The following is a 26,260-nucleotide window of genomic DNA, read 5'->3' as shown; positions in this document are numbered from 1 at the left end:
CCTATTTGGATAAAGACAGAAACCCATTATTTTCTTAAAATTATAACAATTATATGATCAACCTTAAAGGAGGAAAAAGAATGATTACTTTAAAGGAAGCTGAATTTTACCAAGAAAATGGATACTTGCTTGTTAAAGGAGTTTTTTCAAAAGAGGAAGTAGAGAGAATGAAAACCGCAGTAGAACGGATTATTCAACGTGCAGCCAATACAAAACATGATCGAAATCATGCATGGCAAGGGGAGTACATCCCAGCGAACGAGTTAAAAAAACTGGTGTTAAAAGGATTTCATGATGTTCATTATCATGATGCAGCCTTTTCTAGAGCGGTAATCCATCCCAATATGGTGTCTATTTTGCAAAAGCTGATCGGACCGAATGTGCAGTTACATCACTCCAAAATGCTGGTTAAGCCACCTGAAAAGGGAGCAGCTTTTCCCATGCATCAGGATCATCCTTATTTTCCTCACGAAAGTCATACTATGTTGGCTGCTAGTGTTCATCTTGATGATGCAGACTTGGAAAACGGATGCCTGAGGGTCATTCCAAAATCTCATCAAGAAGGTCCCGTTTCACATGTAGGCCGTCACTACTTAAATCATAAGGAATATCCGATTTCCATAGGGACCCCGTGCCCTGCCGAAGCAGGTGACGTTCTGTTTTTTAATTATTTAACGATCCACGGGTCGGATAGTAATCGAAGTGACCGGCCGCGGAGAAACGTATTATTCCAATATCGGGACCCGTCGGATAAACCGACTGCCGATGTACACGTAAACTGGGGGCAAGGCTTGATGGTCTGTGGAGAAAACCCGACCTTCCGTGATTATCATGCAGATTTTGCCTCGAAAATAGTGAAATGAAAATATAATACAATTAGTCAGTGAAATAAATGAGCTGGGAGATACATTTTCCAAGCTCATTTTTTATGTGTAAGTAACGTTAACACATTTATGGTAATATCTTTTAAATAGACCGTTAAAAAGAGAGAAGTGCAATTTGGAAAGGCTGAAATCAATAAAGTGAGGTTTATGAATGATTTTTACCTATGCGATTACACAAGATAACCAGTTAATAAAAGATGTTAAGTTGGAGGAATTAAGGTCAGATTGTTTCAAATTTTATTGGGTGGATTTTGAGGAACCAACTGAAGAGGAAACTAAGTTGTTAAGTGAATTTTTCCACTTTCATCCCTTGGCGATTGAAGATTGTCTGCATTTTATCCAGCGCCCCAATATGAATTATTATGATGGAGTCCTATTCTTTGTTTTACATTCATTAAGTAAAACAATAAGGTGCGAGGAGATAGATGTTTTTGTGGGAGAAAACTATGTCGTTTCTTTTCATAAGGAAAAGGAAGAGGCGATAGATGTGGTTAAGCAAAAATTATCCGCAAGTAATGAAATGGAAATGGCTGGCCCGTTATCTATTCTTCATAGCATTATAGATGAATTAGTAGATTGCTATTTTCCGATTTTGCATCAAATTGAGGACAAGCTAAATGAATATGAAGAGAAGGAAGCAAGCAGCAAAAAAATCATCGAAGAGGTTTATGAGATTCGCAGAGATCTGATTCGTTTGCGGAAAACGATCATTCCGATGAGAGATTTGTTATACCGGATGATAAACTCGAAGCGGATTCAGGACACAAAGCAAATTCACCATTATTTTTCCGATATCTATGATCACTTGATGAAGTTAACAGATATGGTTGCTTCTAATCAAGACGTTACTTCTGATATGAGGGAGAATTACATGTCCGTTCAATCCAATCGAATGAACTCCATTATGATGACACTTACCGTGATCACTACCATTTTTATGCCACTTACATTTATTGTGGGCGTGTACGGAATGAATTTTGACCATATGCCAGAGTTACATTGGAAATACGGCTATTTTATTACGCTCGGGGTTATGGCGATCATAGTCACAGTAATGATTTTTTGGTTTTACAAAAAAGGCTGGTTATTTAAAAAGTAATGCAAATAATCTAGAAATATTATCCTTTCAAAATAACAACCCCGCTATCACTAAAAAAAGTGGCAGCGGGGTTGTATTTGTTTATAAATTCACTCCGATGATTATTATTTTTTCTTAGCAGTGGACTCTCTTATGATTAACTTGGTTGGTAAAAGGATTTCCTGAAACGGTTCTTCTTTGTTTTCCATTCTCCAACAAAGTTGTTCGACTGCCTTTTTACCGTAATAATTTAAATCGATATCCATCGTTGTAATCGTAGGGGTTGCAATTTGTGACAATTGCCCATTATCAAAGCTGCATACAGAGGCATCTTCTGGTACTTTTAAACCTCTTTGCTGCAATATGGATGTAACTAGGAAACCTTTGCCGTCATTCACACAAAACCATGCTGAAGGCATGGCTTGAAGGCCATTAAGAAATAAATTGATATCATGCTGATTTTCCTGTGTGTTGGTTAATATGAAATCTTCATTAGGGCTTATCCCGTATCTTTTTAAAGCTAGCAGGTATCCTTCTAATCGTTCTTGATAGCTAGGAGAAATGTCCACATTACCTACAAACGCTATTTCACGATGACCTAATTGAATTAAATGTTCCACAGCAGTGTAGGCTCCGAACCGATTATTGGTCAGGATCGAATCCGCTTCTAGGTGCGGTTCATGATGATCAATTAAAACCGTAGGGATCCCCGTATTTATTATCGTAGAAATATAGTCCGTACTGATATGAGATAGGATTAAAATGCCATCGATTTCGTGATTTATTAATAAGGAAGGCAGAATTAAATTATTTTTGGTTTCGCTATCAATCGATTCAATAAACAAATTCATCCCCCGAGCTCTAAGCTCTTTTTCAACACTTAAGTAAATTTCACCAAAAAAGCTTTTAAGTGAAAATGCATAATCAGAAGCAATTAGAGCGATGTTTTTTAGTGTCTTTTTTTCAACTTGCTTTTGATTCCTACTATTAGAATAGGAATAACCTAATTCATCTGCAGTAGTTTGTACAAGCCTGCGGGTATCTTCACTAACTCCCGGCTTTCCAGATAACGCTTGGGAAACGGAGTTTTTCGAGATATTTAACCGATCCGCTATATCCTGCATAGTCACTTTTTTTTCCATTTCTTTGATCTCCCTTAATCTATATCTTAATAATAATTTGTCATTGTTTGTAATTTTATTGTAACGTTACAAAATGAAAATTACAATAGTTATGTAGATGACAGAAATGTAAGTTATTTATAATAAACTTTATGGTTTTAGTGATTAATTGTTGACTTTATTAAAGTAAGGTGCAATAATTACGTCTGTAAGGTGATAAAATACATGACTAAATAGTTATTTTTTGTTTTGTAATTCTATCAATGCTTGTTGAGAAATGAGGGATTTGGGTTAATACCATAATTTTTGACTTGGATTACAAATAGTATACTTTTTTTTGAATGCATTTGATAGCGCTGTCAGATAAGGCAGTTACGCCATCAGAAACACGTGTGATTAATTGTATAGTGTAATTATAGTTTAGGGCATTACTACTTTTATTAAAAGGTTGGATTAGAATTAGTCATTGGAGGAATATAAGATGAAAATGAAAAAAGTAGCATCAATCTTATTCGCAGCTTCTCTTACAGTTTCTGGTCTTGCAGCCTGTTCTACAGGTAACAACACAGGGCAAGAAACAGGTAAAAAGGATGGAGTAACAACAATTGAATTCTGGGCTGCTCCAAACCCAACACAGCAAGTATATTGGAAGGAAGTCGCAGCAGAGTTTACAAAGGAAAATCCTAAGATCAAAGTTAATGTAAGTCCTATGAAGGAAAGCCCGACATCTGAAGCAAGTATCCAATCTGCGATTGCAGGTAAAAGCGCGCCTACCATGTCTGAAAATATCAACCGTGGGTTTGCCGCTCAATTATCTGAAAGCAAAGCGCTTGTACCATTAGATGAATTAGATGGATGGGATGAAGTAAAGAAAAACCGTAACATGGAAAATACGATGAAGGGCTGGGAGTTTGCGGACGGCCACCAATACGTATTACCCATTTACTCAAATGCGATGTTATTTGGCTGGAGATTGGATGTTTTAAAAGAGCTCGGGTTTAACGAGCCGCCAAAAACTTATAGCGAAATGTTAGATGTAGCGAAGAAATTAAAAGCAAAATATCCTGATAAATATTTATGGGCAAAAGCAGACCTTGCTGATCCAACAGCTTGGAAAAGATGGTTCGACTTCTTCATGTTGTATGATGCAGCATCAAATGGTAACAAGTTTGTTGAGGGAACGAAATTCACAGGTGATCAAAAAGCTGGTGAACAAGTACTGGGCTTAATGGATGATCTTCGTAAAGCTGATGCACTGTTAACAAGACAATCAAAAGATCCGTTTGAAAGTGGTTTAGGAATTTTTGTCGATGTGGGTCCTTGGACTATTCCATACTGGGAAGAAAAATTCCCAGAAATGAAATTCAATGAAACCTATACATTAACACCTCCACCTGTTCCAGATGGAACAGATACTACCAATGTAAAAACGTTTGCTGATACAAAAGGTCTAGTTGTTTACGCTTCTGCAACAAAAGAACAACAAAAAGCAGCGATGGACTTCATTAAGTGGGTGTATTCAAAACCTGAAAATGATTTGAAATGGCTTGAAAAGACAAGCTTACCACCTGCCCGTGATGATTTAACATCAAACGATGCGTTTAAAGCGTTCTTTGACAAAAATCCAGCATTACAACCATATGCAGCCGCCGTTCCAAACGGTATCCCGCCGATGGATAATTCAAAATACAATGATATTCAGACTTTAATTGGTCAACATGCCTTCAATCCAGTGGTAAAAGGTGAGAAAAATCCGAAAACTGCCTGGAAGGACATGCAAGAAGCAATTGAGGGGGCTCTTAAATAATGAGCACAAAGCAAGGAAGGTTGGGCTGGCTATTTGCCAGTCCTTATCTTATATATGCGGTCGTTTTCTTTCTGATTCCACTGGTATGGTCACTGTTTTTATCCTTTACTGATTGGAATTTGATTGCACCAACTTTTAGTTTCGTTGGTATGGAAAATTACATGGAGGCTTTCAAGAGTCCAGGGGTTCAAAGTGCATTTTTTGTAAGTTTTAAATTTATGGCATTGTTTGTGCCGTTAGTTGTGGCATCTTCGATTATCGTTGCTTTAATCGTTCAAGGATTACCTAAATTTAAAGGGCTATTTTTAATTGGGTTTTTCCTGCCTTATTTAGCATCAGGGGTTGTATCGTCATTTATCGTTAAAGGGATCTTATCTTACAACAGTCCAGTGAATGAATTTTTGAGGGGCTCATTTGGATTAGATATAAACTGGCTTGGAACACCTTTTGCGGCACTCTTTGTCGTTGCGATGATTATCGCTTGGAAATTCACTGGCTACTATGCACTAATTTTAACGTCAGGATTTGAGAGTATTGATAAGGAAGTTTATGAAGCAGCTAGTATTGATGGGGTAACAGGCTGGCAGCGTTTCTGGAAGATCACCTTTCCACTTCTGTACCCGGCTTTGTTTACAGTATTAATCCTATCGATTGGTGTTACATTTGGTATTTTCACAGAGGTGTATCAATTAACAGGTGGAGGACCAAATTTTGCAACTAATACATGGCAAATGGAGATTTTTACAAGAGCATTCACGAATCTTCAAGCGGGCTATGCTTCAGCGATTGCCATTATTGCGTCAGTAGTAACGTTTATTTCAATATTTATCATTCGAAAACTCTTAGAAATGTGGGGGAAACGAAATGGGTGGAGCTAAGAAAAACGGATTATTGTTTCGTTACCTAATTGCCGTTGTTCTCTTACTGATTATGATCTTTCCGTATATTTATATGGTGTTAAATTCCTTTGCTGTTTGGGATCAAGTAGATAAGAAGCTCATTCCAACAGAGTACAGCTTGAAATCATATCAATGGCTGCTTGGTGGGGGCGAAGCGGTCATCCCAAGGCCATGGCTTAATGCGTTTTTTAACAGTTTTATCGTTTCTGGTGCATCTACGTTTTTAATGATGGTCACTGGTGTTATGGTTGCGTATGCCTTAGCGAAAATTCCTTTTAAAGGAAGAGACACCGTTAATAATGTGATTTTATTTCAAATGTTTTTCCCGGCGATTATTTTGTTAATCCCTACGTTCCTTGTGATTCAAAGACTCGGCATGTATGACTCTTATTGGGGAATGATTTTACCAAAAGCCCTCAGCTTATGGGCTGTATTTATGTATACCAACTTCTTTAAGGCGATACCAGATACATTTATTGAAGCTGCAAAATTGGATGGGGCGAGTGAATTGCAAATCATGTTTAAAATCGTCCTGCCAATGTCGAAATCGATTTCGACTGTTATCTTCTTATTCTTGTTTATGGAAAGATGGACCGAGTTGTTATGGGATATGTTAGTCGCGAAGAGCGATAATATGCTAACTTTAAACGTCCTTTTATCACAAATGTTTGGTCCTTATGGCGGCTATCCAGGGCCTATGTACGCGGCAGCGGTGTTATTAACCATGCCAATCATTATTATCTTCTTACTATTTGCGAAAAAGTTCCAAGAAGGAATGCAATTTACACTTAAGTAATTAATAGGAGTTTTAGTACTATGGTGAAATGGTGGAAACAATCGACTTTTTATGAAATCTATATGCCCAGCTTTAAAGATGGAAATGGTGATGGAATCGGCGACTTTTCGGGGATTACCTCTAAACTCGACTATCTTAAAGAATTGGGGATTGACGGATTGTGGCTGACTCCGTTTTATCCATCACCAAAGGTCGATAATGGCTATGACATTTCCGACTATTATGGAATTGATCCGGATTATGGCACGATGGCGGATTTTGAAATGTTTATACAAGAAGCGCATCAACGTGGGATCAAGGTCATCGCCGATTTAGTGCTCAATCACACTTCTTCTCATCATCCATGGTTCCAGGAGTCAAAGTCCGCTAAGGATGATTCGAAGCGTGATTGGTATATCTGGAGAGATATGCCGAATAATTGGGAATCATTCTTTGGCGGACCGGCTTGGGAATACGATTCGAGGACGAATCAATATTACTACCATGCCTTTGCGAAGGAACAGGTGGATTTAAACTGGGCCAACCCTGAAGTGAAACAGGCGATGTTTGATGTGATGAAATTTTGGCTTGAAAAAGGAATCGATGGTTTCCGGCTGGATGTCATCAACTTCTTAAAGGTGAAAGATTCGCTTCAGGACAATCCATATGATTGGGAGAAAAAGGAACAAATTCATTTGTACGATAAAGACCAAGAAGGAATTATAGCGACGATTGAGGAAATTGCCGAGTTTGTTCATCAATATCCAGATAAATTCCTTGTTGGTGAGGTAGGTTCCGAGGATTTGGAAGTTCTAAAAAAATATTCGGGCCTACACAAATTAGATGTGGTGTTTAATTTTAATATCGGGAGTATGGCTGAGTTTGATACAGATAGGCTCTTTGGGCAATTAGTGGAAACAGAGAAAATCTATGATTCTACGCAAATTCCAACATTATTCTTTTCTAGTCATGATATGTCCAGGCATATTTCAAGATTTGGCGGCGATAATGATCGTGCCAAACTGGTTGCAACTCTGATGCTGACGGCAAAGGGTGTCCCCTTCATCTATTTTGGCGATGAAATCGGGATGAGCGATTGGATGACAGACGACCTATCGAAAATGAAAGATATTCAAGGAATCATGGGCTATACGCTCGCATTAGAAGCGGGGAAGTCACCTGAAGAAGCCCTAATGGTTGCGAATGAAAAATCGCGCGACAAGTCTCGTACCCCGATGCAATGGAATGAACAGGACAATGTCGGCTTTTCAGAGGGGCTGCCGTGGATTACGGTTCCAGACGATGCCTATAAAGTTACGGTTGAAGAACAGGTAAATAATCCAGAATCGATGCTTTCTTTTTATAAAAAATTGCTGAAGCTGCGAAAGGACCACTCATCTCTGCAGTTCGGGGATTATGAAGTTTTGCGAAATGAAGAGGGAATGATCTATTTTGTCAGAATGGATTCAGTTGAAAAAATATTAGTCGTTTTGAATTTCACTGATCAACCAAGAACGCTTGAAGTGGAGGGAGCAGCCTCCATGAAGTTGTTACTTTCAACACATCGAACAAGGTTGGATCGTGAAAGTGCCGTAACAATTTTAGCGAAGGAAGCAATGATCCTAAAGGGGGAAATAGGAAATGACCTTGTTAAGGAAAGGTAATGCTCAAACATGTGAACAGCTGTTAGGGGAATATAAATCGAAAACACAACCAACCAATCCGGAAAAAATTGTATTCTCCGGCATTGGGGAAAATGATGTCTATAATATTAGCGCACCGTTTGAGGATGAGGGAGAGTTAGTCATTGCCGGACGAGTGGAATCACGTGACAGTGAACACTCCAATGTATACTTCTTTATCGAAAGAAATGGCGAGTGGGTACCAAGAGAAAATGCGCCAGTCCTGGAATTGCAAGATCCTTTCTTTACTCGAATCTCAGGAGAGCTAGTAGTGGGGGGCGTTCAAATTTTCCCTCATCCAACGAATGAAGGGCAACTTGGCTGGAGAACCGTTTTTTATAAAGGTCAATCGATTGCAAGCCTGCAAGAATTTACAAAAGGTCCTGACGGAATGAAAGATCTGCGTTTAGTCGAACTAAAGGATGGAAGCATTGGAGTATTAACCAGACCTCAGGGGGAAAAAGGCGGAAGAGGAAAAATTGGCTGGACTAGTATTTCTTCCTTAGAAGAATTGACTGTTGATGTGGTCAACGAAGCGCCGTTACTACAAGGGCAGTTCATTGATGAAGAATGGGGCGGAGCCAACGAGCCGCATCTTTTATCAAATGGTCTTGTTGGAGTATTAGGACATGTTGCCTCCTTTGATGAAGAAGGAAACCGCCACTATTACCCAATGGTATTTGCTCTTGATCCGGAAACAAGTGAGTTTTCAGATATGGAGTTAATCGCAACTAGAAGTCAGTTCCTCCCTGGTCCAACGAAGCGTCCAGACTTAGAAGATGTCGTCTTTAGTGGCGGGCTCGTTCGAAAACCCGATGGAACGGCTGATATTTATGCAGGAATTAGTGATGCAGAAGCTCAAAAAATTACCATTGTCGATCCGTTTTTACAATACGAGCGGTAAATCTGATACAACAAAGGAGTCATTAAAATGAATGTATATAGATATGAAGAGAACCCTCTAGTTACTCCAGCAGATGTGAAACCGCATCGAGCTGATTTTGAAGTGATCGGTGCTTTTAATGCAGGTGTTACAACGTATAAGGATGAAATTATCATGCTTCTTCGTGTCGCTGAACGACCAATTAGTGGTGACCCGAATATCATTAAATCGCCCATTTATAATCCCAAAACAAACGAACTTGAGATTTTAGAATTCCGTTTAGACGATCCTGCGTATGACTTCTCTGATCCACGTGTGATTCGAAAAAGCGGGGATGTACATTCATGGGACTATTTAACATCTATCGCCTACTTGCGGATTGCAAGAAGCAAAGATGGCGGTCATCATTTCACCATTGATGAGAATCCTTTCGTTTACCCTTCGAATGAGTTAGAAACATTTGGGATAGAGGACCCAAGGATTACTAAGATTGAAGATACGTATTACATCTATTTTAGTGCGGTTTCGCCTGTTGGTGTGGGAGAATCGATGGTTTCCACAAAGGACTTCGTAACTACTGAACATCATGGGATGATTTTTGCACCGGAAAATAAAGATGTCTTAATTTTCCCTGAAAAAATTAATGGGAAATATTACGCACTCCACCGCCCTGTTCCGAAAAGTGTAGGGGAGCCAGAAATGTGGATTGCTGAATCAACTAATCTCCTGCATTGGGGGAATCACAAGCATTTACTAGGTTTACGTGAGGGTATGTGGGATAGCGCTCGTATGGGCGGAGGGGCTGTTCCGTTTAAGACAGAAAAAGGCTGGCTGGAGCTTTATCATGGTGCAACTGAGGATCACCGCTATTGTATGGGAGCCGTTCTCCTAGATTTAGAAAATCCCACAAAGGTCATTGCACGCTCCAACCAACCGATTCTTGAGCCTGAAGCAGACTATGAAGTAGAAGGGTTCTTTGGGAATGTAGTCTTTTCATGCGGTGCGGTTGTTGAAGGCGATGTAGTTAAAATGTTTTACGGTGTTGCTGATACATCCATGGCATGTGCGGAATTAAGCTTAAAAGAAATCTTGGATTCATTGACTTATTTATAATTTGAAAAATTAAGTGCCAAAATCCTGAGACTGATTTTGGCCTTTTTATTATGTTTTACGCTACTAGAGGCTTCACTAATAAAACGGTAATACTGTAAGCATTTTTCAATGGCAGGTGACAAACGATGAAAATAAATGATAACTGGAAAATAAAACATTTTGATGTAGGGGCCGCACGTGATCTTGAGGTCGCTGCACCTGAATACATTGATTACTTCTGGATGACAGCATCCGTACCTGGCGATGTTCATTCAACCTTGATTGACCGAAAGTTAATTGAAGATCCTTTTTACGGACACAATGATTTGAAATGTCAATGGGTAGAGGAAAAGGTTTGGTGGTATCGCAATACGTTTGAGTTCAATGGTGATGTTAGTAAAGACCACCGCTATGAGCTGATTTTTGAAGGGTTGGATACATTTGCTACCGTTTATTTAAATGGTGTGGAACTGGGTTCAACGGAGAATATGTATATTAGTCACAGCTTTGAGGTCGCACGGGAGTTAAAGCAAGGAAAAAATGTTTTGGCGGTAAAATTTGATCCAGTTCATGTTCATGTGAAAGACAAGGTTCAATATTATTGGTCTGGATTTAGCAAGAAAAGAATCTGGACAAGAAAGGCTCAAAGTCATTATGGCTGGGATTGGGGGCCGCGCTTAGTTGCTGCAGGGATATGGAAGGAAGTTCATTTAGAGAAGAGAACTTTCGCGAAAATCGACTCGGTATTTGCGAAAACGAAATCCATTTCTCATGACAAAGCCATTATCGAGGTTGAAGTGGATATAGCTTCATTTAGAAAAGATAAAGATTATGTGGTCGATGTTACCCTTTCCGATGGGGCAGAAAGTTACTCAGCTAAAGGAAAAGTAGACCGCAAACAAGCAACCGTTGTGTTGGAAGTGGAAAATCCAAAGCTATGGTGGACACATGATATTGGCACACCTCATCTTTATCAACTAAAGGTTGAATTGTTTGCGGATGGTGCGAAAGTGGATGATTATCAAGAAGACTTTGGGATTAGAACGATTGAGGTCATGCGTAAGGATGAGGATGGAAACCATCGTTTTACCTTTGTGTTAAATGGTGAAAAGATATTTGCTAAAGGGGCCAATTGGATTCCGATTGATAGCTTTATCGGAGCAGTTCCAGATTCCCGTTACAAGCACTTAATCAAGATGTCCAAAGATGCGAATATGAATATGCTTCGCGTTTGGGGCGGCGGCATCTATGAAAAAGAGGTTTTTTATGACGAGTGTAATCGGCTTGGCATTTTAGTCTGGCAGGATTTCATGTTTTCCTGTGCGCTCTATCCGGATTATAATAAGAACTTTATGGCCAACGTCAAAGAGGAAATCATACATGTGGTCAAACGACTCCGTAATCATCCTTGCCTGGCACTTTGGTGTGGAAACAATGAGAATGATTGGCTGTATGAAGCGTTGTTTTCATCAGGTGAAATCACTCATCCTTTTTACGGTGAAAAAATCTATCATGAATTAATGCCGGAATTACTTGAAGAACTCGACCCAACTCGTCTGTTTTGGCCAAGCTCGCCATTCGGCGGGAATGATCATAATTCAAGAGATCAGGGCGACACGCATAATTGGCAGGTTTGGCACGGGAATATTGAGCCGAGAACGTTTGGTGAGCCGCAAACGGTGAATTACAGCGTCGAAGGGCTGTCATTTAAAAATTTTAAAAATGATACGACACTCTTTGCGAGTGAGTTTGGCATGCATGCTTCTTCTAATCGTTATACATTAGAACGAAATATCCCCAAGGATCAATTTTACTGGGGAAGCGAGGAAATGGCCTATCGAAATAAAGATATCCATCATCCAAAAGGAATCTTGCTGATGGAAGGCTATACAGGGGTTCCAAGGGATTTAGATGAGTACATTGCCTATTCGATGTTAACGCAAGCAGAAGGTTTGAAGTATGGCATCGAACATTACAGGCGCCATAAATCACATACCAGCGGTGCGTTATTTTGGCAGTTAAATGACTGCTGGCCGGGGACAAGCTGGTCAGTTATCGACTATTATTTATTGCCTAAGGCTTCCTATCATTATGCAAGAAAGTTCTTTAGTCCAGTTCTATTAACGCTTGCACATGAACCAGGTAAGGATATGGCTATTTGGGTGGTAAATGACCGGTTAGAAACCTATGAAGATGAAATTGAACTGGCCGTTTATCAATTTACTGGCGAAAAAGTATTTTCAAAGCAATGGACAGTTTCGATCCCAGCCAATGTTTCGCAGCAAGTAGATGTTGTTTTAGAGCAGGAGGCCCTTAGTGGTCTGCAGCCAGAAGAGGCCGTGATCGTCATTCGCTCCAAAAGGAATAAAACCGATGAAAACTTCTACTATTTCCGCGACCAAAAGGATTTGAGATTGGAAGAGTCTGAAGTAACTGTTTCGATTGACCGTGAGAAAAATGAGCTGACCCTATCCGCGAATCTGCTCGCGCGTATGGTCACCATTGAAATGGATATGGAGCAGCTTGTCATCGAGGATAATTTCTTTGATTTACTGCCAAATATGAGCAGAACGGTTAAGGTCGGACAGGCTGAGGGGAAAGACGTTCCATGGGAAACCTTGAGAGTGAAGGCCATTAATAGTGTAAAAACAGGAGTGAAAAAAGCCTTCTAGGCCGACTCTTCTGCAAAAGGAGATCAAAGAATGCTTCAAATTTTTAAGTCTTTTTCTACGGAATTAAAGTTTTATTTACTGATGAATGCTTTATTTTCCTTTGGCGGCGTTTTGTCCGGTGTGTTTCAAAGTGTTTTCTTATGGAAATTGGATAAAACCTATTCACTGCTAGCTTACTATAGTTTGTATTGGTCCATCGCGATCATCTTTTGTTTTGGCCTTTGCGGATGGCTGGCTAGGAAAACGAGCCCAATGATTACGATGCGTTTAGGATTTGTCTTTTATCTGATTACCTATTTAATTATGCTTCTTTTTCATGACACATTAAGTGAACATATCATGTTGTTAGGATTTTCAAATGGATTAGCAATGAGCCTGTATTATGTCGGCATGCATTTGGCTGTATTAGATTTAACAACCAATAATAATCGGGATCAATTTTTATATGTACAAGGTATTCTATTTACCATTGGAGGTGTGATCGGCCCGGTTCTGTCAGGAATCATCATCTCGCAATTGGAAGGCATGCTGGGGTATTATGTCGTTTTCATTGGAACTTGTCTATTCTTTTTTCTATCCTTTTTAACCTCTCTAAAAGTGAAGGGAAAGCCAATTACAGCAAAAAGTTATTTTTGGGATGTTATCAGGAATCCGTCCAAGGAATGGAAAAAGATGTACAAGGTAATGTTTGCTGATGGGATTGTATCTGGCGTGTACGGGACCTTCTTGATTACGATGATTACCTTCAAGGTAGCAGGCGGAGAATTAAGTTTAGGAGTTTATAATATGGCAGCTGAGTTGATTGCCATTGTTACATTCTATTTGCTTGCTAAGTTCTCTAATCCGAAATATCGTCTCGCCATTTATGCGATCGGTTCGGTAAGTATATTTTTGAGTTCTATATTGTTATCCATCCTTCCTGTCCTCCTATCATTGATTATATTTGGAATTGTCTCGCCGTTAGCCCATAATATGGTTACCACCTCGATGAGTGCCATGATTTATGAAGCGATTGAGAAGGACCCCGAGTACAAGGTCAAGCGTTTGGATTATATCATTATTCGAGAAATTCCACTCGGAGTTGGAAGAATCATAGGAGTATTTTTGTTTTTAGCGATGAGAAAATACTTTGATTTTGACCTGCTTTTACCTGTCTCGTTTAGTCTTTTTCCGATTATCTATGTGCTGATGATTCCAACCCTATATTTTATTTGGAGAAAATCAAAAAAGGGATCTATGGGCAGTTATAATGAAATGTAGAAATTTTTATTTGGAGGTATTTCTGTATGTTGGGTGCAATTGAAGCAGGCGGGACAAAGTTTGTGTGTGCTGTTGGCGATGAAAAGGGTAATATTGTAGACCGTATTCAGATTCCAACCACTGTACCCGCGGAAACGATGCCAAAGGTGGTTGAATTTTTCAATCAATATCCTATAAAGGCAATTGGTGTGGGTTCGTTCGGTCCCATTGATGTGAATCCGGAAAGTGCTGCGTACGGTCATATTACTTCTACGCCGAAGCCGGGGTGGAGGGATTATCCGTTTGTTCAATCATTAAAAGAAGCATTTTCCGTGCCGATTGGGTTTAATACAGATGTTAATGCAGCGGCATTGGGAGAGGTTACCTTTGGTGCGGCAAAAGGTTTGGATAGCTGCTTGTATATTACAGTTGGTACTGGAATTGGGGCAGGTGCCATTGTTCAAGGGAAGCTTCTTCAAGGACTTTCGCACCCTGAAATGGGGCATATTCTTGTGAGACGGCATCCAAATGACGAATTTCGAGGGAAGTGCCCTTATCACCATGATTGCTTAGAAGGTCTAGCGGCTGGACCTGCCATTGAGGAGCGCTGGGGAGCAAAAGGAGATCAGCTTGTTGATCGAATGGAAGTGTGGGACCTAGAAGGATACTATATTGCCCAAGCCCTGATGCAATATGTCTTGATTCTTTCGCCGAAAAAAATTATCCTTGGCGGGGGAGTGATGAAGCAAAAGCAAGTGTTTATTTCTGTCTATAAGTATTTGAAGGAATTTATTAATGAGTATGTGTCTTTGCCGGATCTTACTGAATATATTGTCGGTCCTGGTTTAGGTGACAATGCGGGAATTACCGGCTCGCTCATGCTTGCTCATCAAGCATTTCAAGAGGAAAATCAACGATAAACGTAGCCTGGAGGGATTTATTATGCAACCATTATTTTTAAAACCAGTTTTTAAAGAGAGAATTTGGGGCGGCAGCGCCTTACAAACCGAATTTGGGTACGACATTCCGAATGATCAAACAGGGGAGTGCTGGGCGATTTCCGCACATCCTAATGGGCCATCTATTGTGGAAAACGGTCCATATGCGGGTATGGCATTGGACGATTTATACCGTAAACATCCCGAGCTTTTTGGAAACCCGAAGGATGAGGTTTTTCCACTTTTAACGAAAATATTAGATGCCAACATGGATTTATCCGTTCAGGTCCATCCTGAGGATTCATATGCAAAGGTTCATGAAAATGGGGATCTTGGGAAAACCGAATGCTGGTATATCCTCGATTGTAAAGAAGGCGCCGATATGATTTTCGGCCATAATGCGAAAACAAAAGAAGAATTAATCGAGCAAATAAATGATGGGAAATGGAACGAGCTGCTGCGCAGGGTCAAAATCAAACCAGGCGACTTTTTCTATGTTCCAAGCGGAACGATCCATGCTTTATGTGAAGGAACGTTAGTTTTAGAAACGCAGCAAAGCTCTGACACCACGTACCGTGTGTATGATTACGACCGCCGAGATGCAGAAGGAAATTTGCGCGAACTGCATTTAGAAAAAGCAATTGAAGTGACAACAGTGCCTCATCAAAATGCTGGGGTCGCTCCTACAGTTCAGGAAGGTGAAAATGTAACGATTACAACGTTTGTGGAGTCAGACTTTTTTTCTGTTTATAAATGGGAGGTTAGCGGAAAAGCTGCTTTCTCATTTCATGATCAATATTTGCTGCTCAGCGTCATTAATGGAGAGGGAACACTTCTTCATAATGGTCAGCCCTATGGTTTAAAGAAAGGTTCTCATCTGATCATCCCTGTGGGATTTGGCGAATTTGAAGTAGACGGGCATTGTGAATTGATCGTATCGCATACTTGATATATCTACATTGGCTAATAATAAAGCGTAAAGATTCCGTGAAAAGGATCTTTACGCTTTTTGTTTTTTGTCAAAAAAACGCCACAATCCAGTGACATTTGAAGCATTCAAAGTCCGATATTTCCTTTAAGATATACAATATACAGATTATTTCATAAACCATAGAGAGGAGCCCCTATGAGAAATCAATCCCTAAAGTCCGATGTAAGTTTGTTTATTCAACCCTTCAAATCCGTGCTGCTCAATCTCCCCGTGCCTTTGAGCCATCCATTTTATGAATTGAGCAATTGGGATCATATTTTTAACGAAATTGATATTTGTTTATGGTCTATTGATGCTAAGACGATGGAGACCCTTCAAATATCCTCAGCCTGCCAGCGTATTTTGGGTTATTCCGAGGAAGAATTTAACCAGAATCCTTATTTGTGGATGGAGATCATCCATCCGCAAGATAAAACTGCCGTCCTATCGCAGCTGACTTTATTGGAAAAGGGGCAGTCTATTAAACTTGAATATCGGATTCGCACCGTTAATGGGATGGAGAAGTGGGTTTTTGATTATATCGTTCCCATTTTTGAGGAGCCGGCAGTTGGTCCTGTGAGATTTGATCGTGTTGTGATGGATATTAATCAGCGGAAAAGAAACGAAGCAGAATTAACCTATTTAGCCTTTCATGATCCATTAACAGGGCTGCCAAATCGCAGAAAATTTGATGAACAGCTTTGTACCGCCATTATAGAGGCGAAGCAAAATCACCGGTTTGCAGGGATCTTATTCATCGATATTGATCGGTTCAAGGATATCAATGATTCACTGGGGCACAAAATGGGTGATCGATTGATTAAAATCATCGCGAATCGCTTAAAGAGTCATATACGTTCGGAAGATGTCATTTCACGCCAGGGTGGAGATGAATTTGTCATTCTATTAAAAAACCTGCCGAATGGCCAAGTGGTTGATGAAATTGCCGCAAAAATAAGCCAAGTGGTTGCGGAGCCAATTAAGCTGAATGAACATGAGTACAGGATAAGTGTCAGTATCGGGACAAGTATTTATCCCGACCATGGAAAAGATGGCGATGTGCTTATGATGAGAGCCGATCAGGCGATGTATCTGGCTAAGGAGAATAAGACGGGCATTCAGCAATATCAACTGGGCATGGCAACGAGTCTGTCACGAAAAATGCTCCTGGAACAACATCTTCATCAGGCGATTGAAAAAAATGAGTTGTATTTAGAATATCAGCCCATTTTTGATATATATACCAAGAAAGCCATTGGTTTGGAAGCACTCCTTCGTTGGGAACATCCTGTATTGGGAAGCATTTCACCAGGTGAATTTATCCAGATTGCTGAGGAATCCGATCTGATTATTAAACTGAGCAATTGGGTTTTGGCAGCGGTCTGCAGCCAGCGCCGGTTATGGATGGATAGGAATTTACCGCCTTTTTATATCTCCATTAATGTTCCTGCTCGGCAAATTAATCAGGAGAATTTCATTGAAACGATTAAAGATTCATTAGAAAGATATGACTTACCGCCTGAATTAATAAAAATTGAAATAACCGAAAGAACGGCGATGACCAATGTCGAGAGAACGTTGAAAACCATTCAAGAATTGCAAGAATATGGGGTTGATATCATTCTTGATGATTTTGGGATTGGTTATTCCTCCATAAGTTATCTTGTTCAATATCCTTTTAATACGATCAAGATTGATAAATCGTTTATCCAGGGTTTGGATCATAAAAACCAGAAGTCTGTTTGCCGGGCATTGGTGGCCATGGGCAAAAACCTGGGGATGAATGTGGTCGCTGAAGGTGTCGAGAACATGGAGCAATACCATTATCTATGCAGCATTGGCTGCCATAAAATGCAAGGCTACTATTTTAGCAGGCCCGCTTCTGTTGAATTGGTGGAGAAGTTTTTCTAAGAGCGGATAGTCTTCGGGTTTTCCTCTGTATAAATCTGGAACTTTTTTCATAAAGTGATTTAAAGGGGTGTGATCAGAATGAACTATACGAAATCGATAATTAGCGGACTTGTTGCGCTGGTGATTATCGTGGTTGGCTTTTTTTCTGGTACTACCGTGGATTCTGGATACCGAGGGGTTTTGTTACAATTAGGGGCCGTTAAACCGACAATTTTAACCGAAGGATTTCATTTTAAGATTCCATTCATTCAAACTGTACAGCCGATTGAGGTCCGGGTTCAAAAAGAAGAAAGTTCACAGACAGCGGCCTCTAAGGATCTCCAGATGGTCACCGCGATGGTGGCCGTCAACTATTCGGCTGACCCAGAAGCCGTGAATAAGCTTTATCAAGAAATCGGCTTGGATTATCGTACCCGGATCGTTGACCCAGCAATTGCGGAATCACTCAAGGCGATTACTGCCCAGTACACCGCCGAAGAACTAATCTCGAAACGGCCGGAAGTATCGGCGAAGGTGAAGGATATGCTCGCTGGTAAATTAACAAAATACTATATGATTCTAGAAGATATTAATATCAAGGAATTCGCGTTTAGTGATGAATTCAATAAAGCGATTGAATCGAAACAGACCGCCGAACAAAATGCATTACGGGCAAAAAGAGATCTCGAACGAGTGAAAATCGAGGCTGAGCAGAAAGTGGCTCAAGCGGGTGCAGAAGCGGAAGCATTGCGACTGAAAAAACAAGAAGTAACTGAGGCATTGATTCAATTAAAACAAATCGAAGTCCAAGAAAAGGCGTTAGAAAAATGGGATGGGCACCTGCCAAGTGTCACAGGCGGAGCTACGCCATTTATTGATGTGGAGGGACTTTCGAAAAAATAAGCGGCGACTTGGAGTATTGAAATAGAAAAAGGTTGATAGCGGCGGCTCTCAATCTGTGGAGAGCTTTAAGCTCTCTTTTTTTGGGGTTAATTCTTTTTTTATAATTCTAAACTTTACATTAGATTAACGCTGACTTTACTAAACCTACATATCCCCTTAACAATCCTAGTTTACTATTTTAATTGTGAATAAATCTTAGGGGGAATTGGAAGTATGAAATCACGATTTAAAAAGAAAGCCATACCTTTATTAGCAACAACAGTTCTTGCGACCACTGCTTTGACAACGCAAACGCTCTTTCATGATGGCGATAATCAAAACGCTAAAGCACAATTATTGTCCAAAGAAGAAGTGAAAAAGAATGGCGCATCATGGCTTGCGGGTGACCACCATGTACATAGTGAATGGAGTGTGGGCTGGGACAATTCTACCAACCCTCCTACAGCCATACGGGGCGGCGATGCCATTTATCCAATTGTGAAAAATGCGGAAAATGCTAAGAAATATGGACTTGATTGGGTAATGACAACAGATCATGGTGGTCCAAACCACTCCAAGGTCAACTTAGAGCAAGCGTACCCTGAATTATTAAAATCCCGTGAAGCTGTTCCTGATCTTCTTCAATTCTACGGAATGGAATTAGACACACCCGGAGCAGACCACAGCACGCTAATGATCCCAAAAGGTGAAAATGAATCCCAAGTTCTATATGACCTTGAAAGCAAGTTTAATTCTCGTGAGGCTTATCCAACTGACTCAAGCCGAAACACTGAATCCAAAATGATAGAAGCTCTTAACTATATGAAGCAAATGGACGAGCTTCCAATTTCGATCGCACATCATCCATCTCGTTCAGCGACAGGTGTTGGTGTATGGGGACAAGATACTCCGCAAGAGTTCCGTAATTGGAATGATACTGCACCAAATATCTCTATTGGTATGGAGGGTGCTCCTGGTCACCAAGCAGGTGCGATTAATCCAAATGGCTCTCTTGACCCTAAAGGATCTCGTGGTAGTTACTCAAACGCAAACGCGCCAACAATGGGTGGATTTGATCAAATGTCTGCTATCGTTGGTGGTTTATGGGATTCGATGTTAGGCGAAGGAAGACACTGGTGGATTACTGCCACATCAGACTCCCATGTGAACTGGCGTGATGGAGGAAGTGACTTCTGGCCTGGTGAATATTCTAAAACCTATGTAAAAGCAGAGAAAAATTATGAGGATGTAATGGAAAACCTTCGTAAAGGTAATGTATTTGTTACAACGGGTGACCTGATCTCAGAACTGGATGTGAAAGTACAAGCAGGCGGCAAATCACCATTGCATGCAGCGGCAAAAGGTAATACAGCGACAATCGGTGAAACACTTACACTTCCAAGTAAGAAAACGGATGTCACAGTCACCGTTCGGATCAAAGATCCCAACGCTGCGAACTCGCATGGTGATAAGCCAAATGTTCAACGTGTTGACTTAATCATGGGAGAAGTGAATGGAAAAGTGGCAGACCGCTCAGCAGCTTCTAACCCGACAACAAAAGTCGTAAAGCGTTTCACAGAAAGTGACTGGAAAAAAGACGGTGAATACATCATCATTACTCATACGTTAAAAGATGTGGACAAAGATAGCTATATTCGTTTACGTGGTACTAACACTGACCAGTTGGAACCAGCCGCCGATCCTAAAGGGGAAAATCCTTGGAATGATCTTTGGTTCTATTCAAACCCAATTTTCGTCAAATCTAGTAAATAATTTATGAAATGAATAGAGTCGAGACGAGGGGTCTATATGCTCCTCGTCTTTCCATTATCTTGGTTGAGACATGGAAATTTACAAAGGAATGGAAGTGAATATAATGAAAAAGATACTGCTCCCTTTATTGCTCATATTTTTAGCATTAGGTTCTTTACACCCTTATTCAGCTTATGCACATACAAATAACAGTGAAGGTTTTTCCACCATTCAGGTCAAGGATAAAACGCTGGGATATGAATTGAAACTAGATTTGGAAGAGCTGGGACATGCCCTTAATACAGCAACTGAAGAAAAGGCAATTATTAACCAAAAGGTCCTGCAAAATTATATAAATTCGCATATAAAAATTTATGCGGACAGCAGACTAGTTGCGGGCAGCGTGTTAAAAACAAAGATAGAAATAATTAAGGAGCGTCCGTTTGCGGTAATTAATTTGGCTTATCAAATCGGGCATAAGCCTGAAAAGCTAGTGGTTGAATATAATATGTTTATGGATGATTCCGACCCAAGTCATGCAAACTATGCAACTATTAAAATGGACGGGAAACAACAAGAAAAGATTCTTTCGTTTGAATCAAGAGAAGTAGAAATTGGTGAAATCAGCTTCTTGCAAAATGTGAAACAATTTGTAGTTCTTGGTTTAAAACATATTTTCACAGGTTATGACCATATCCTATTTGTAATTAGCTTGCTTTTTGGGGCAAAAACGATTCGTCATATTCTGTCTTTAGTTACAGCCTTTACCATTGCACATAGTATCACTTTGGCTCTGGCCACTTTTGATATTGTTCATCTTCCAAGCAGATTTGTGGAATCGGCTATTGCTCTAAGTATTATTTATGTGGCACTCATTAATATTTTTAACCAGGACTCAAAACACCAGCCGTGGCTAGCTTTTGGCTTCGGATTGATTCACGGATTTGGTTTTGCAGGAATCCTTTCAGAAATGAAATTAGATACGAATCACATGGCTGCGTCCCTCCTATCTTTTAATATGGGTATTGAGATCGGGCAGTTATTGATTGTTTCTTTAACGTTTCCAATCATTTTGTGGATTAGGAAGTTAAAGTTAAAACCGGTAGGCTGGGTGATTCCAGGAACGTCTGCTGCCATCTTAGCGTTCGGACTTGTATGGTTTATTCAAAGAGCTTTTTAAATATGCTAGTAATAACTAGCACCTGTAGTTCTTATTTGTTAATATATTCTTATAAAATTGACTCTGTTAAAATTGCCTGTTAATTTTCGTTCCAGGCACTTCGCTTTCCGCGGGCAGCTAGTGACTCCTACCAGAAAAAATTGGTAGGAGTCTATTTGTTTTAGGAAACTATATAGTTGAGGTGAGTAAATTGAGTTTTTTATTCGTAGGGCTTGCTGGAATTATTGGGGCTTTATTACGTTATATGTTGGGCGTTTACTTTGGTCAGTGGTGGTTTCACGACTTTCCATTAGCTACCTTTGTTACAAATATGTTGGGATGTTTTATTTTGGGATGGCTCACTAATTTTCTGCCAAGATTTAAATCATTGCCCCCACATGTTATAACTGCAGTAGGCACTGGACTTATTGGCTCTTTTACTACATTTTCGACTTTTAGTGTGGAAACGGTCCAATTAATTAGTGCAACTAAGTGGGGAACAGCGATTCTTTATGTGCTTCTTAGTCTTTGGGGCGGTCTCTTATTGACTTGGATGGGTTATCGATTGGGATTAAGTGCAGAAAAAGAAACAGAAGTAGGTAGAGGTGAAAAACATTGATAACGAATATAGCATTGGTGGCAGTCGGAGGTTTTTTTGGAGCGATGTCCCGTTTCGGTCTAAGTATCTTGATAAAGGGAAAGTATCCCTCTACTTTTCCTCTTGCCACTTTAATCATAAATTTGTTTGGTTCATTTTTGTTGGGTTTAATCTTTGGGGCGAATTTAGAGAATACGTGGAGATTACTCATGGGAACTGGTTTCATGGGAGCTTTTACGACATTTTCTACATTTAAATTGGAAAACATACAGCTGCTTACCAAAAGAAACTGGAAGATGATTATTTTATATTTAGGAATGAGCTACACGTTTGGGATCTTACTAGCGTTTATTGGGATGAAGCTGGGCAGTTTATTTTTATAAAACATCATATGAATTCTCTCGCCTAAAAAGAAAGAGCCCTCTCAGGTTATGAAGGCTCACTTCCTCTTTTTATCTAATTAGGTTCAACATGAACATGTACATCATAGACTTGATGGTTTTTTATTAATACATTTTCCACCTTGGTTGCAATATCATGGGCACCGCGAATATCTAAATCGGAATTGACGAGAATCACAATATCCACTACCACGTTATTGCCGTAATTCCGGGCTTTAATGTCTTTAACCCCTTTAACTCCATGACAATCAATAATCGTTTCTTTATAGGTCTCTATTTGTTTTTCATCAAACCCATCGGTTAAATGATGTGAAGCATCCCTAAAAATCTCCCATCCGGTCTTACAGATGAGGAATCCAACAATTATCGCCGTAATCGGGTCGAGCCACGGAAGATTGAACTGGGCACCGACGATTCCTATAAATGTACCAACACTGACCCATGCATCTGATAGGTTATCCTTTGCTGCTGCCATAACTGATTGGCTATTGATCTCGTTAGCTAATTTTTTATTATAGCGATAAACCAAATACATAACCAGAGCACAAAAGAGACCTGTCCAAGCAGAAACTAAATCTGGAGTTTCGTTTCTTCCATAAAATATACTAGAAATCGCTTCGAATGTTACTTGGATTCCCACAGCGATCATAATAAATGAGGCGACCATGGAGGCAACGGTTTCTGCTTTCCAGTGCCCATAAGGATGGTCGTCATCAGGGGGCCGCTGCGATAATTTAAGACCAATCAGCACGGCTGCGGATGCAATAATATCTGTGACATTATTTAATCCGTCTGCCTTCAAGGCTTCAGAGTGAGCTATAAAACCGACTGATAATTTTAATGAGGATAAGATTATATAAGCGACGATGCTTATGATCGCTCCGCGTTCTCCTTTTCTCAAATCCAAGTATCCCTGTTCGTTCATGATTCTATCCCCCGCCATTTCTCTTATTTTATTATGGAATAAAAAGATCTAGTGGGTCTAGAGAAACCTTTTGTCCTCCTTCTAACTAAGTAATGGCAGTGAAAAAAAGTTTCACTGAGGAAACTAGCAATGCCTCTTACCCTTTCACCACAACTTTCATAAAAATTACTATATGGCCCTGTCCAAAAAAGTTATTCTGCATAATTTTATCTTGAGAGATATTTTTAGGGGATGATAATTTGAATGAAATGAGCCATATGCAGCCTACTAATCTATGCAGGCAATTTGCTGATATCCTGGATGCTGCACCCTCCGTTATTAATGGAGTCTGTACAGCGACCAAATCTCGGACAAACCTCCACCCATTTGTGTTAGGACGCAGAGCAGAATCGTTCATGTTTGTGCCACAAGCATTTTCCTTTGAAGATGTTAATAGTGAGGGGCGAGCATTATGCCTTGGAGAAACGGTTATTCTTCAAAACGAAATTAATCCATTTATTTCACGTTTACGAGCCAATGGAATCATTGTAACCGCCCTCCACAATCATTGGCTGTTCGATGATCCTCGCTTGATGTACATCCATTTTGAATCCATTGATGAGCCACTATCTTTTGCTAGAAAAGTAAGAGACGCCCTAGAAGTTTTGACTACTCGTAATCTGGGAGGGGTTCAAAATGTGAGAGTACGCGTTCCTAGACAAGCAGAAGGGTTATGTGAGGAGTTTCACAGAATCCTTGGCGGAATGCATACCTTTGAAAATGGAGTTTGTATGGTCATGAGATCTCGGACCAATATTAAAGCGCGAATTTTGGGGAGACGAACGAGGTCTTTTCTAGCTATTCCTCAGATGTTCACTTTTGAATCGTTAACTCGGGATGGACGGGCCCTTTGCAGTGGTGAAACAGTTATTTTGGAGGACGAGATTAATCCATTCATTGACAGACTCCGTGAACATAATATTATTGTCACCGCTTTTCATAATCACTGGCTATTTGATAATCCAAGATTGATGTATATTCATTTTGAAAAGATAGATAATCCCGTAAGTTTTGCACTAGATGTACAAGATGCATTAAAGGTTCTTACAAATAATGAAGTAAGACCTTCTTGATTATTATTATTATTATTTTAGAATAATAATTTCATGTAACTTAAAAAAGTCCGTAAAGGGCTTTTTTGTTTGTACAATCCTAATAAACGTGACTGGTCCATCCATGGACTTCCTATAATAGCATAAGATTTTTTTGGAAGATAATATGGAACCATTGGTGGAAAGGTGATTGTGTTAGTATTTTTGAAGGTAGAGAATATTTTATAATAGATAATAATTTTCATTGACAGTGAAAATCATTCTCTATTATAATTGAAAATGTAAATGATAATCATTATCAAATAGAAAATCAAAACAAAACCGGGGGAAAACAACATGTCGATTAAATTTAAAATGCTAGCATCTTTGGCGGCCCTTTCATTAATGCTAGGGGCTTGCGGAAAAGCAGAAGAAACGGAAAGCAAACCAAAAGTGGAGAACAAGGAAAAAGCTTCGGAGAAGAAAGAAGCTGTGGAAAAAGAAGATGCAGCGTATGCTGATGTTTTTACAGAAGCATTAACAGAGCTTGAAAAAGCTAAAGAAGGTAAAGATGTTGATTTTGATAAAGTTACAACGTTATATAATGAAAATCTAAAAGAGTTGGTTAAAAAGAGAGACGCAGAATTTGAAGATACAATTGATGATAAAATCACAACAGCACTTACTGCTGGTAAAGATGGAACGATGGATAAAGTAGTAGTTAAACAAATTTTTGATAAATTAATGCAAAAAGTATTTTATACATCCATTAAACACGATTTTACAGAAGTAACAGAACTATGGGGTGAAACGGACGAAGTTAATGGTGAACTTGAAGAAGCAAAAGAGCACTATGCAATCCTAAAGACAACTGTTGAAAAGCGTGATGCAGCGTATGGAACAAATCTTGTCAGTGTTATTGATGGCGGATTTAACGAAATGGATGAAGCCGTAAAAAATAATGATCTACTTAGCTTTAACTTAGGAAAACAAGTCGTTGATAAAACCTTAATGAAGACTTTCTATCTTGCTACTGGCGCCCTTCCAAACGGATATGCGACTAAAGCGGCAGCTGAAGCGAAAAACGACGCAGCCCTAGCTAAAGTGGAGCAGGCAGAAGGCTGGGCGTTCTTCCAATCATTATCCAGTTATATAAACAGTCATGCCGCGGAGGAACATGCTTTTATTGAAAAATCTTTTACACTTGAATCTGATGTAAAGGCAATTGATCCAGATGCTGTAAATAAAGCCTTTGTTCGTGGGTTTGCTAAGATTGCCATTGATGAATATGGGGAAAGTAAAGAACTAATTGGCAAAGATGATAAAGCCGTTGTTACTGGTTTAGAAGGTGCATTATTTATTGACATTATCGGTGAGGATATCAAAACCCTTCTAGGTGAAGATGCTTACAAAACCTTAACTGAAAAAGCGCAAAAATATGTTGAAACTGCAAAAGCGAAAGATAAAGCAGCTGGGGAAGCGCAATTGAAAGAACTTATTTCCACTCTGAATACAATCGTAGAAAAAGCGAAATAATGCAGAG

Annotated in this window: 22 protein-coding genes; 20 read left to right on the top strand and 2 right to left on the bottom strand. The window is 39.7% G+C overall.

The genetic code is table 11. From position 1 onward, the window contains the following. Positions 1 to 80: 80 nt before the first annotated feature. Complete coding sequence (locus tag M3610_RS18265; RefSeq protein WP_098573960.1) at positions 81 to 863, top strand: phytanoyl-CoA dioxygenase family protein; 783 nt, start codon at positions 81 to 83, stop codon at positions 861 to 863. Positions 864 to 1,035: 172 nt separating this feature from the next. Continuing rightward, the gene (corA, locus tag M3610_RS18260; RefSeq protein ID WP_251461249.1) at positions 1,036 to 1,983 is read left to right on the top strand and encodes a magnesium/cobalt transporter CorA; all 948 of its coding nucleotides are present in this window, start codon (positions 1,036 to 1,038) and stop codon (positions 1,981 to 1,983) included. 104 nt (positions 1,984 to 2,087) lie between these two features. Here the strand turns inward: corA and M3610_RS18255 are convergent, their stop codons facing one another. Then, a complete protein-coding gene (locus M3610_RS18255) occupies positions 2,088 to 3,104 on the bottom strand; it encodes a LacI family DNA-binding transcriptional regulator (protein ID WP_251461247.1) in 1,017 nt (338 codons plus the stop codon). A 466-nt stretch (positions 3,105 to 3,570) separates the two neighbouring features. On the opposite strand from M3610_RS18255, the gene M3610_RS18250 reads away from it, so the two are divergent. The 16 genes from M3610_RS18250 to crcB (M3610_RS18175) all read left to right on the top strand — a co-directional run bounded on the left by M3610_RS18250 (position 3,571) and on the right by crcB (M3610_RS18175) (position 22,704). Further along, entirely contained in the window at positions 3,571 to 4,890 is a 1,320-nt protein-coding gene (locus tag M3610_RS18250; protein WP_251461286.1) for an extracellular solute-binding protein, read from the top strand. Further along, positions 4,890 to 5,768, top strand: a complete 879-nt coding sequence (locus M3610_RS18245) for a carbohydrate ABC transporter permease (protein WP_251461246.1) — start codon at positions 4,890 to 4,892, stop codon at positions 5,766 to 5,768. Before M3610_RS18250 ends, M3610_RS18245 begins: the two co-directional genes overlap by 1 nt. Next, complete coding sequence (locus M3610_RS18240) at positions 5,755 to 6,585, top strand: carbohydrate ABC transporter permease (protein WP_098573970.1); 831 nt, start codon at positions 5,755 to 5,757, stop codon at positions 6,583 to 6,585. The genes M3610_RS18245 and M3610_RS18240 overlap by 14 nt, the downstream gene beginning before the upstream one ends. Positions 6,586 to 6,605: 20 nt before the next feature. After that, a complete protein-coding gene (locus tag M3610_RS18235) occupies positions 6,606 to 8,228 on the top strand; it encodes a glycoside hydrolase family 13 protein (protein WP_251461244.1) in 1,623 nt (540 codons plus the stop codon). Further along, entirely contained in the window at positions 8,206 to 9,150 is a 945-nt protein-coding gene (locus M3610_RS18230; RefSeq protein ID WP_251461242.1) for an MTP-1 family protein, read from the top strand. Before M3610_RS18235 ends, M3610_RS18230 begins: the two co-directional genes overlap by 23 nt. 27 nt (positions 9,151 to 9,177) lie before the next feature. Beyond that, positions 9,178 to 10,242 carry a BtaManbiosPhlase gene (locus tag M3610_RS18225; protein WP_251461240.1) on the top strand — a complete coding sequence of 355 codons (1,065 nt, stop codon included), beginning with the start codon at positions 9,178 to 9,180 and terminating at the stop codon, positions 10,240 to 10,242. 125 nt (positions 10,243 to 10,367) lie between these two features. Continuing rightward, positions 10,368 to 12,893 (top strand): beta-mannosidase, encoded by a 2,526-nt coding sequence (locus M3610_RS18220; protein ID WP_251461238.1) that lies wholly within the window; start codon positions 10,368 to 10,370, stop codon positions 12,891 to 12,893. Between the two features lie 30 nt (positions 12,894 to 12,923). Next, the gene (locus M3610_RS18215; RefSeq protein WP_251461236.1) at positions 12,924 to 14,153 is read left to right on the top strand and encodes an MFS transporter; all 1,230 of its coding nucleotides are present in this window, start codon (positions 12,924 to 12,926) and stop codon (positions 14,151 to 14,153) included. Between the two features lie 26 nt (positions 14,154 to 14,179). Next, positions 14,180 to 15,052, top strand: coding sequence for an ROK family protein (locus tag M3610_RS18210; RefSeq protein WP_251461234.1), 873 nt, complete (start codon positions 14,180 to 14,182; stop codon positions 15,050 to 15,052). A 19-nt stretch (positions 15,053 to 15,071) separates the two neighbouring features. Next, positions 15,072 to 16,019, top strand: coding sequence for a mannose-6-phosphate isomerase, class I (gene manA / locus M3610_RS18205; RefSeq protein ID WP_251461285.1), 948 nt, complete (start codon positions 15,072 to 15,074; stop codon positions 16,017 to 16,019). A 177-nt stretch (positions 16,020 to 16,196) separates the two neighbouring features. Then, positions 16,197 to 17,951, top strand: a complete 1,755-nt coding sequence (locus M3610_RS18200; RefSeq protein ID WP_251461232.1) for a putative bifunctional diguanylate cyclase/phosphodiesterase — start codon at positions 16,197 to 16,199, stop codon at positions 17,949 to 17,951. A gap of 78 nt (positions 17,952 to 18,029) precedes the next feature. Beyond that, on the top strand, positions 18,030 to 18,833 hold the full coding sequence (locus M3610_RS18195) for a prohibitin family protein (protein WP_098573980.1): 804 nt from the start codon (positions 18,030 to 18,032) through the stop codon (positions 18,831 to 18,833). Positions 18,834 to 19,046: 213 nt separating this feature from the next. Then, complete coding sequence (locus M3610_RS18190) at positions 19,047 to 20,585, top strand: CehA/McbA family metallohydrolase domain-containing protein (protein WP_251461230.1); 1,539 nt, start codon at positions 19,047 to 19,049, stop codon at positions 20,583 to 20,585. 103 nt (positions 20,586 to 20,688) lie between these two features. Beyond that, on the top strand, positions 20,689 to 21,744 hold the full coding sequence (locus tag M3610_RS18185; RefSeq protein WP_251461228.1) for a HupE/UreJ family protein: 1,056 nt from the start codon (positions 20,689 to 20,691) through the stop codon (positions 21,742 to 21,744). 190 nt (positions 21,745 to 21,934) lie between these two features. Then, positions 21,935 to 22,342 carry a fluoride efflux transporter CrcB gene (gene crcB, locus M3610_RS18180; protein WP_251461226.1) on the top strand — a complete coding sequence of 136 codons (408 nt, stop codon included), beginning with the start codon at positions 21,935 to 21,937 and terminating at the stop codon, positions 22,340 to 22,342. Then, the gene (gene crcB / locus M3610_RS18175) at positions 22,339 to 22,704 is read left to right on the top strand and encodes a fluoride efflux transporter CrcB (RefSeq protein ID WP_251461224.1); all 366 of its coding nucleotides are present in this window, start codon (positions 22,339 to 22,341) and stop codon (positions 22,702 to 22,704) included. Before crcB (M3610_RS18180) ends, crcB (M3610_RS18175) begins: the two co-directional genes overlap by 4 nt. A 73-nt stretch (positions 22,705 to 22,777) precedes the next feature. Here crcB (M3610_RS18175) and M3610_RS18170 read toward each other — a convergent pair whose 3' ends face one another. Next, positions 22,778 to 23,647, bottom strand: coding sequence for a cation diffusion facilitator family transporter (locus M3610_RS18170; RefSeq protein WP_251461222.1), 870 nt, complete (start codon positions 23,645 to 23,647; stop codon positions 22,778 to 22,780). 248 nt (positions 23,648 to 23,895) lie between these two features. Here M3610_RS18170 and M3610_RS18165 point away from each other — a divergent pair, with 248 nt between their 5' ends. Together M3610_RS18165 and M3610_RS18160 are read left to right on the top strand one after the other, a co-directional pair. Further along, positions 23,896 to 24,759, top strand: a complete 864-nt coding sequence (locus M3610_RS18165; RefSeq protein WP_251461284.1) for a DUF1259 domain-containing protein — start codon at positions 23,896 to 23,898, stop codon at positions 24,757 to 24,759. A gap of 315 nt (positions 24,760 to 25,074) precedes the next feature. Next, entirely contained in the window at positions 25,075 to 26,253 is a 1,179-nt protein-coding gene (locus M3610_RS18160; RefSeq protein WP_251461220.1) for a hypothetical protein, read from the top strand. Positions 26,254 to 26,260 lie beyond the last annotated feature (7 nt).

The sequence above is a fragment of the Neobacillus sp. MER 74 genome, from assembly GCF_023714155.1.
Note: the sequence above shows the minus strand (reverse complement) of the source record. Positions and strands in the feature narration are given on the sequence as shown.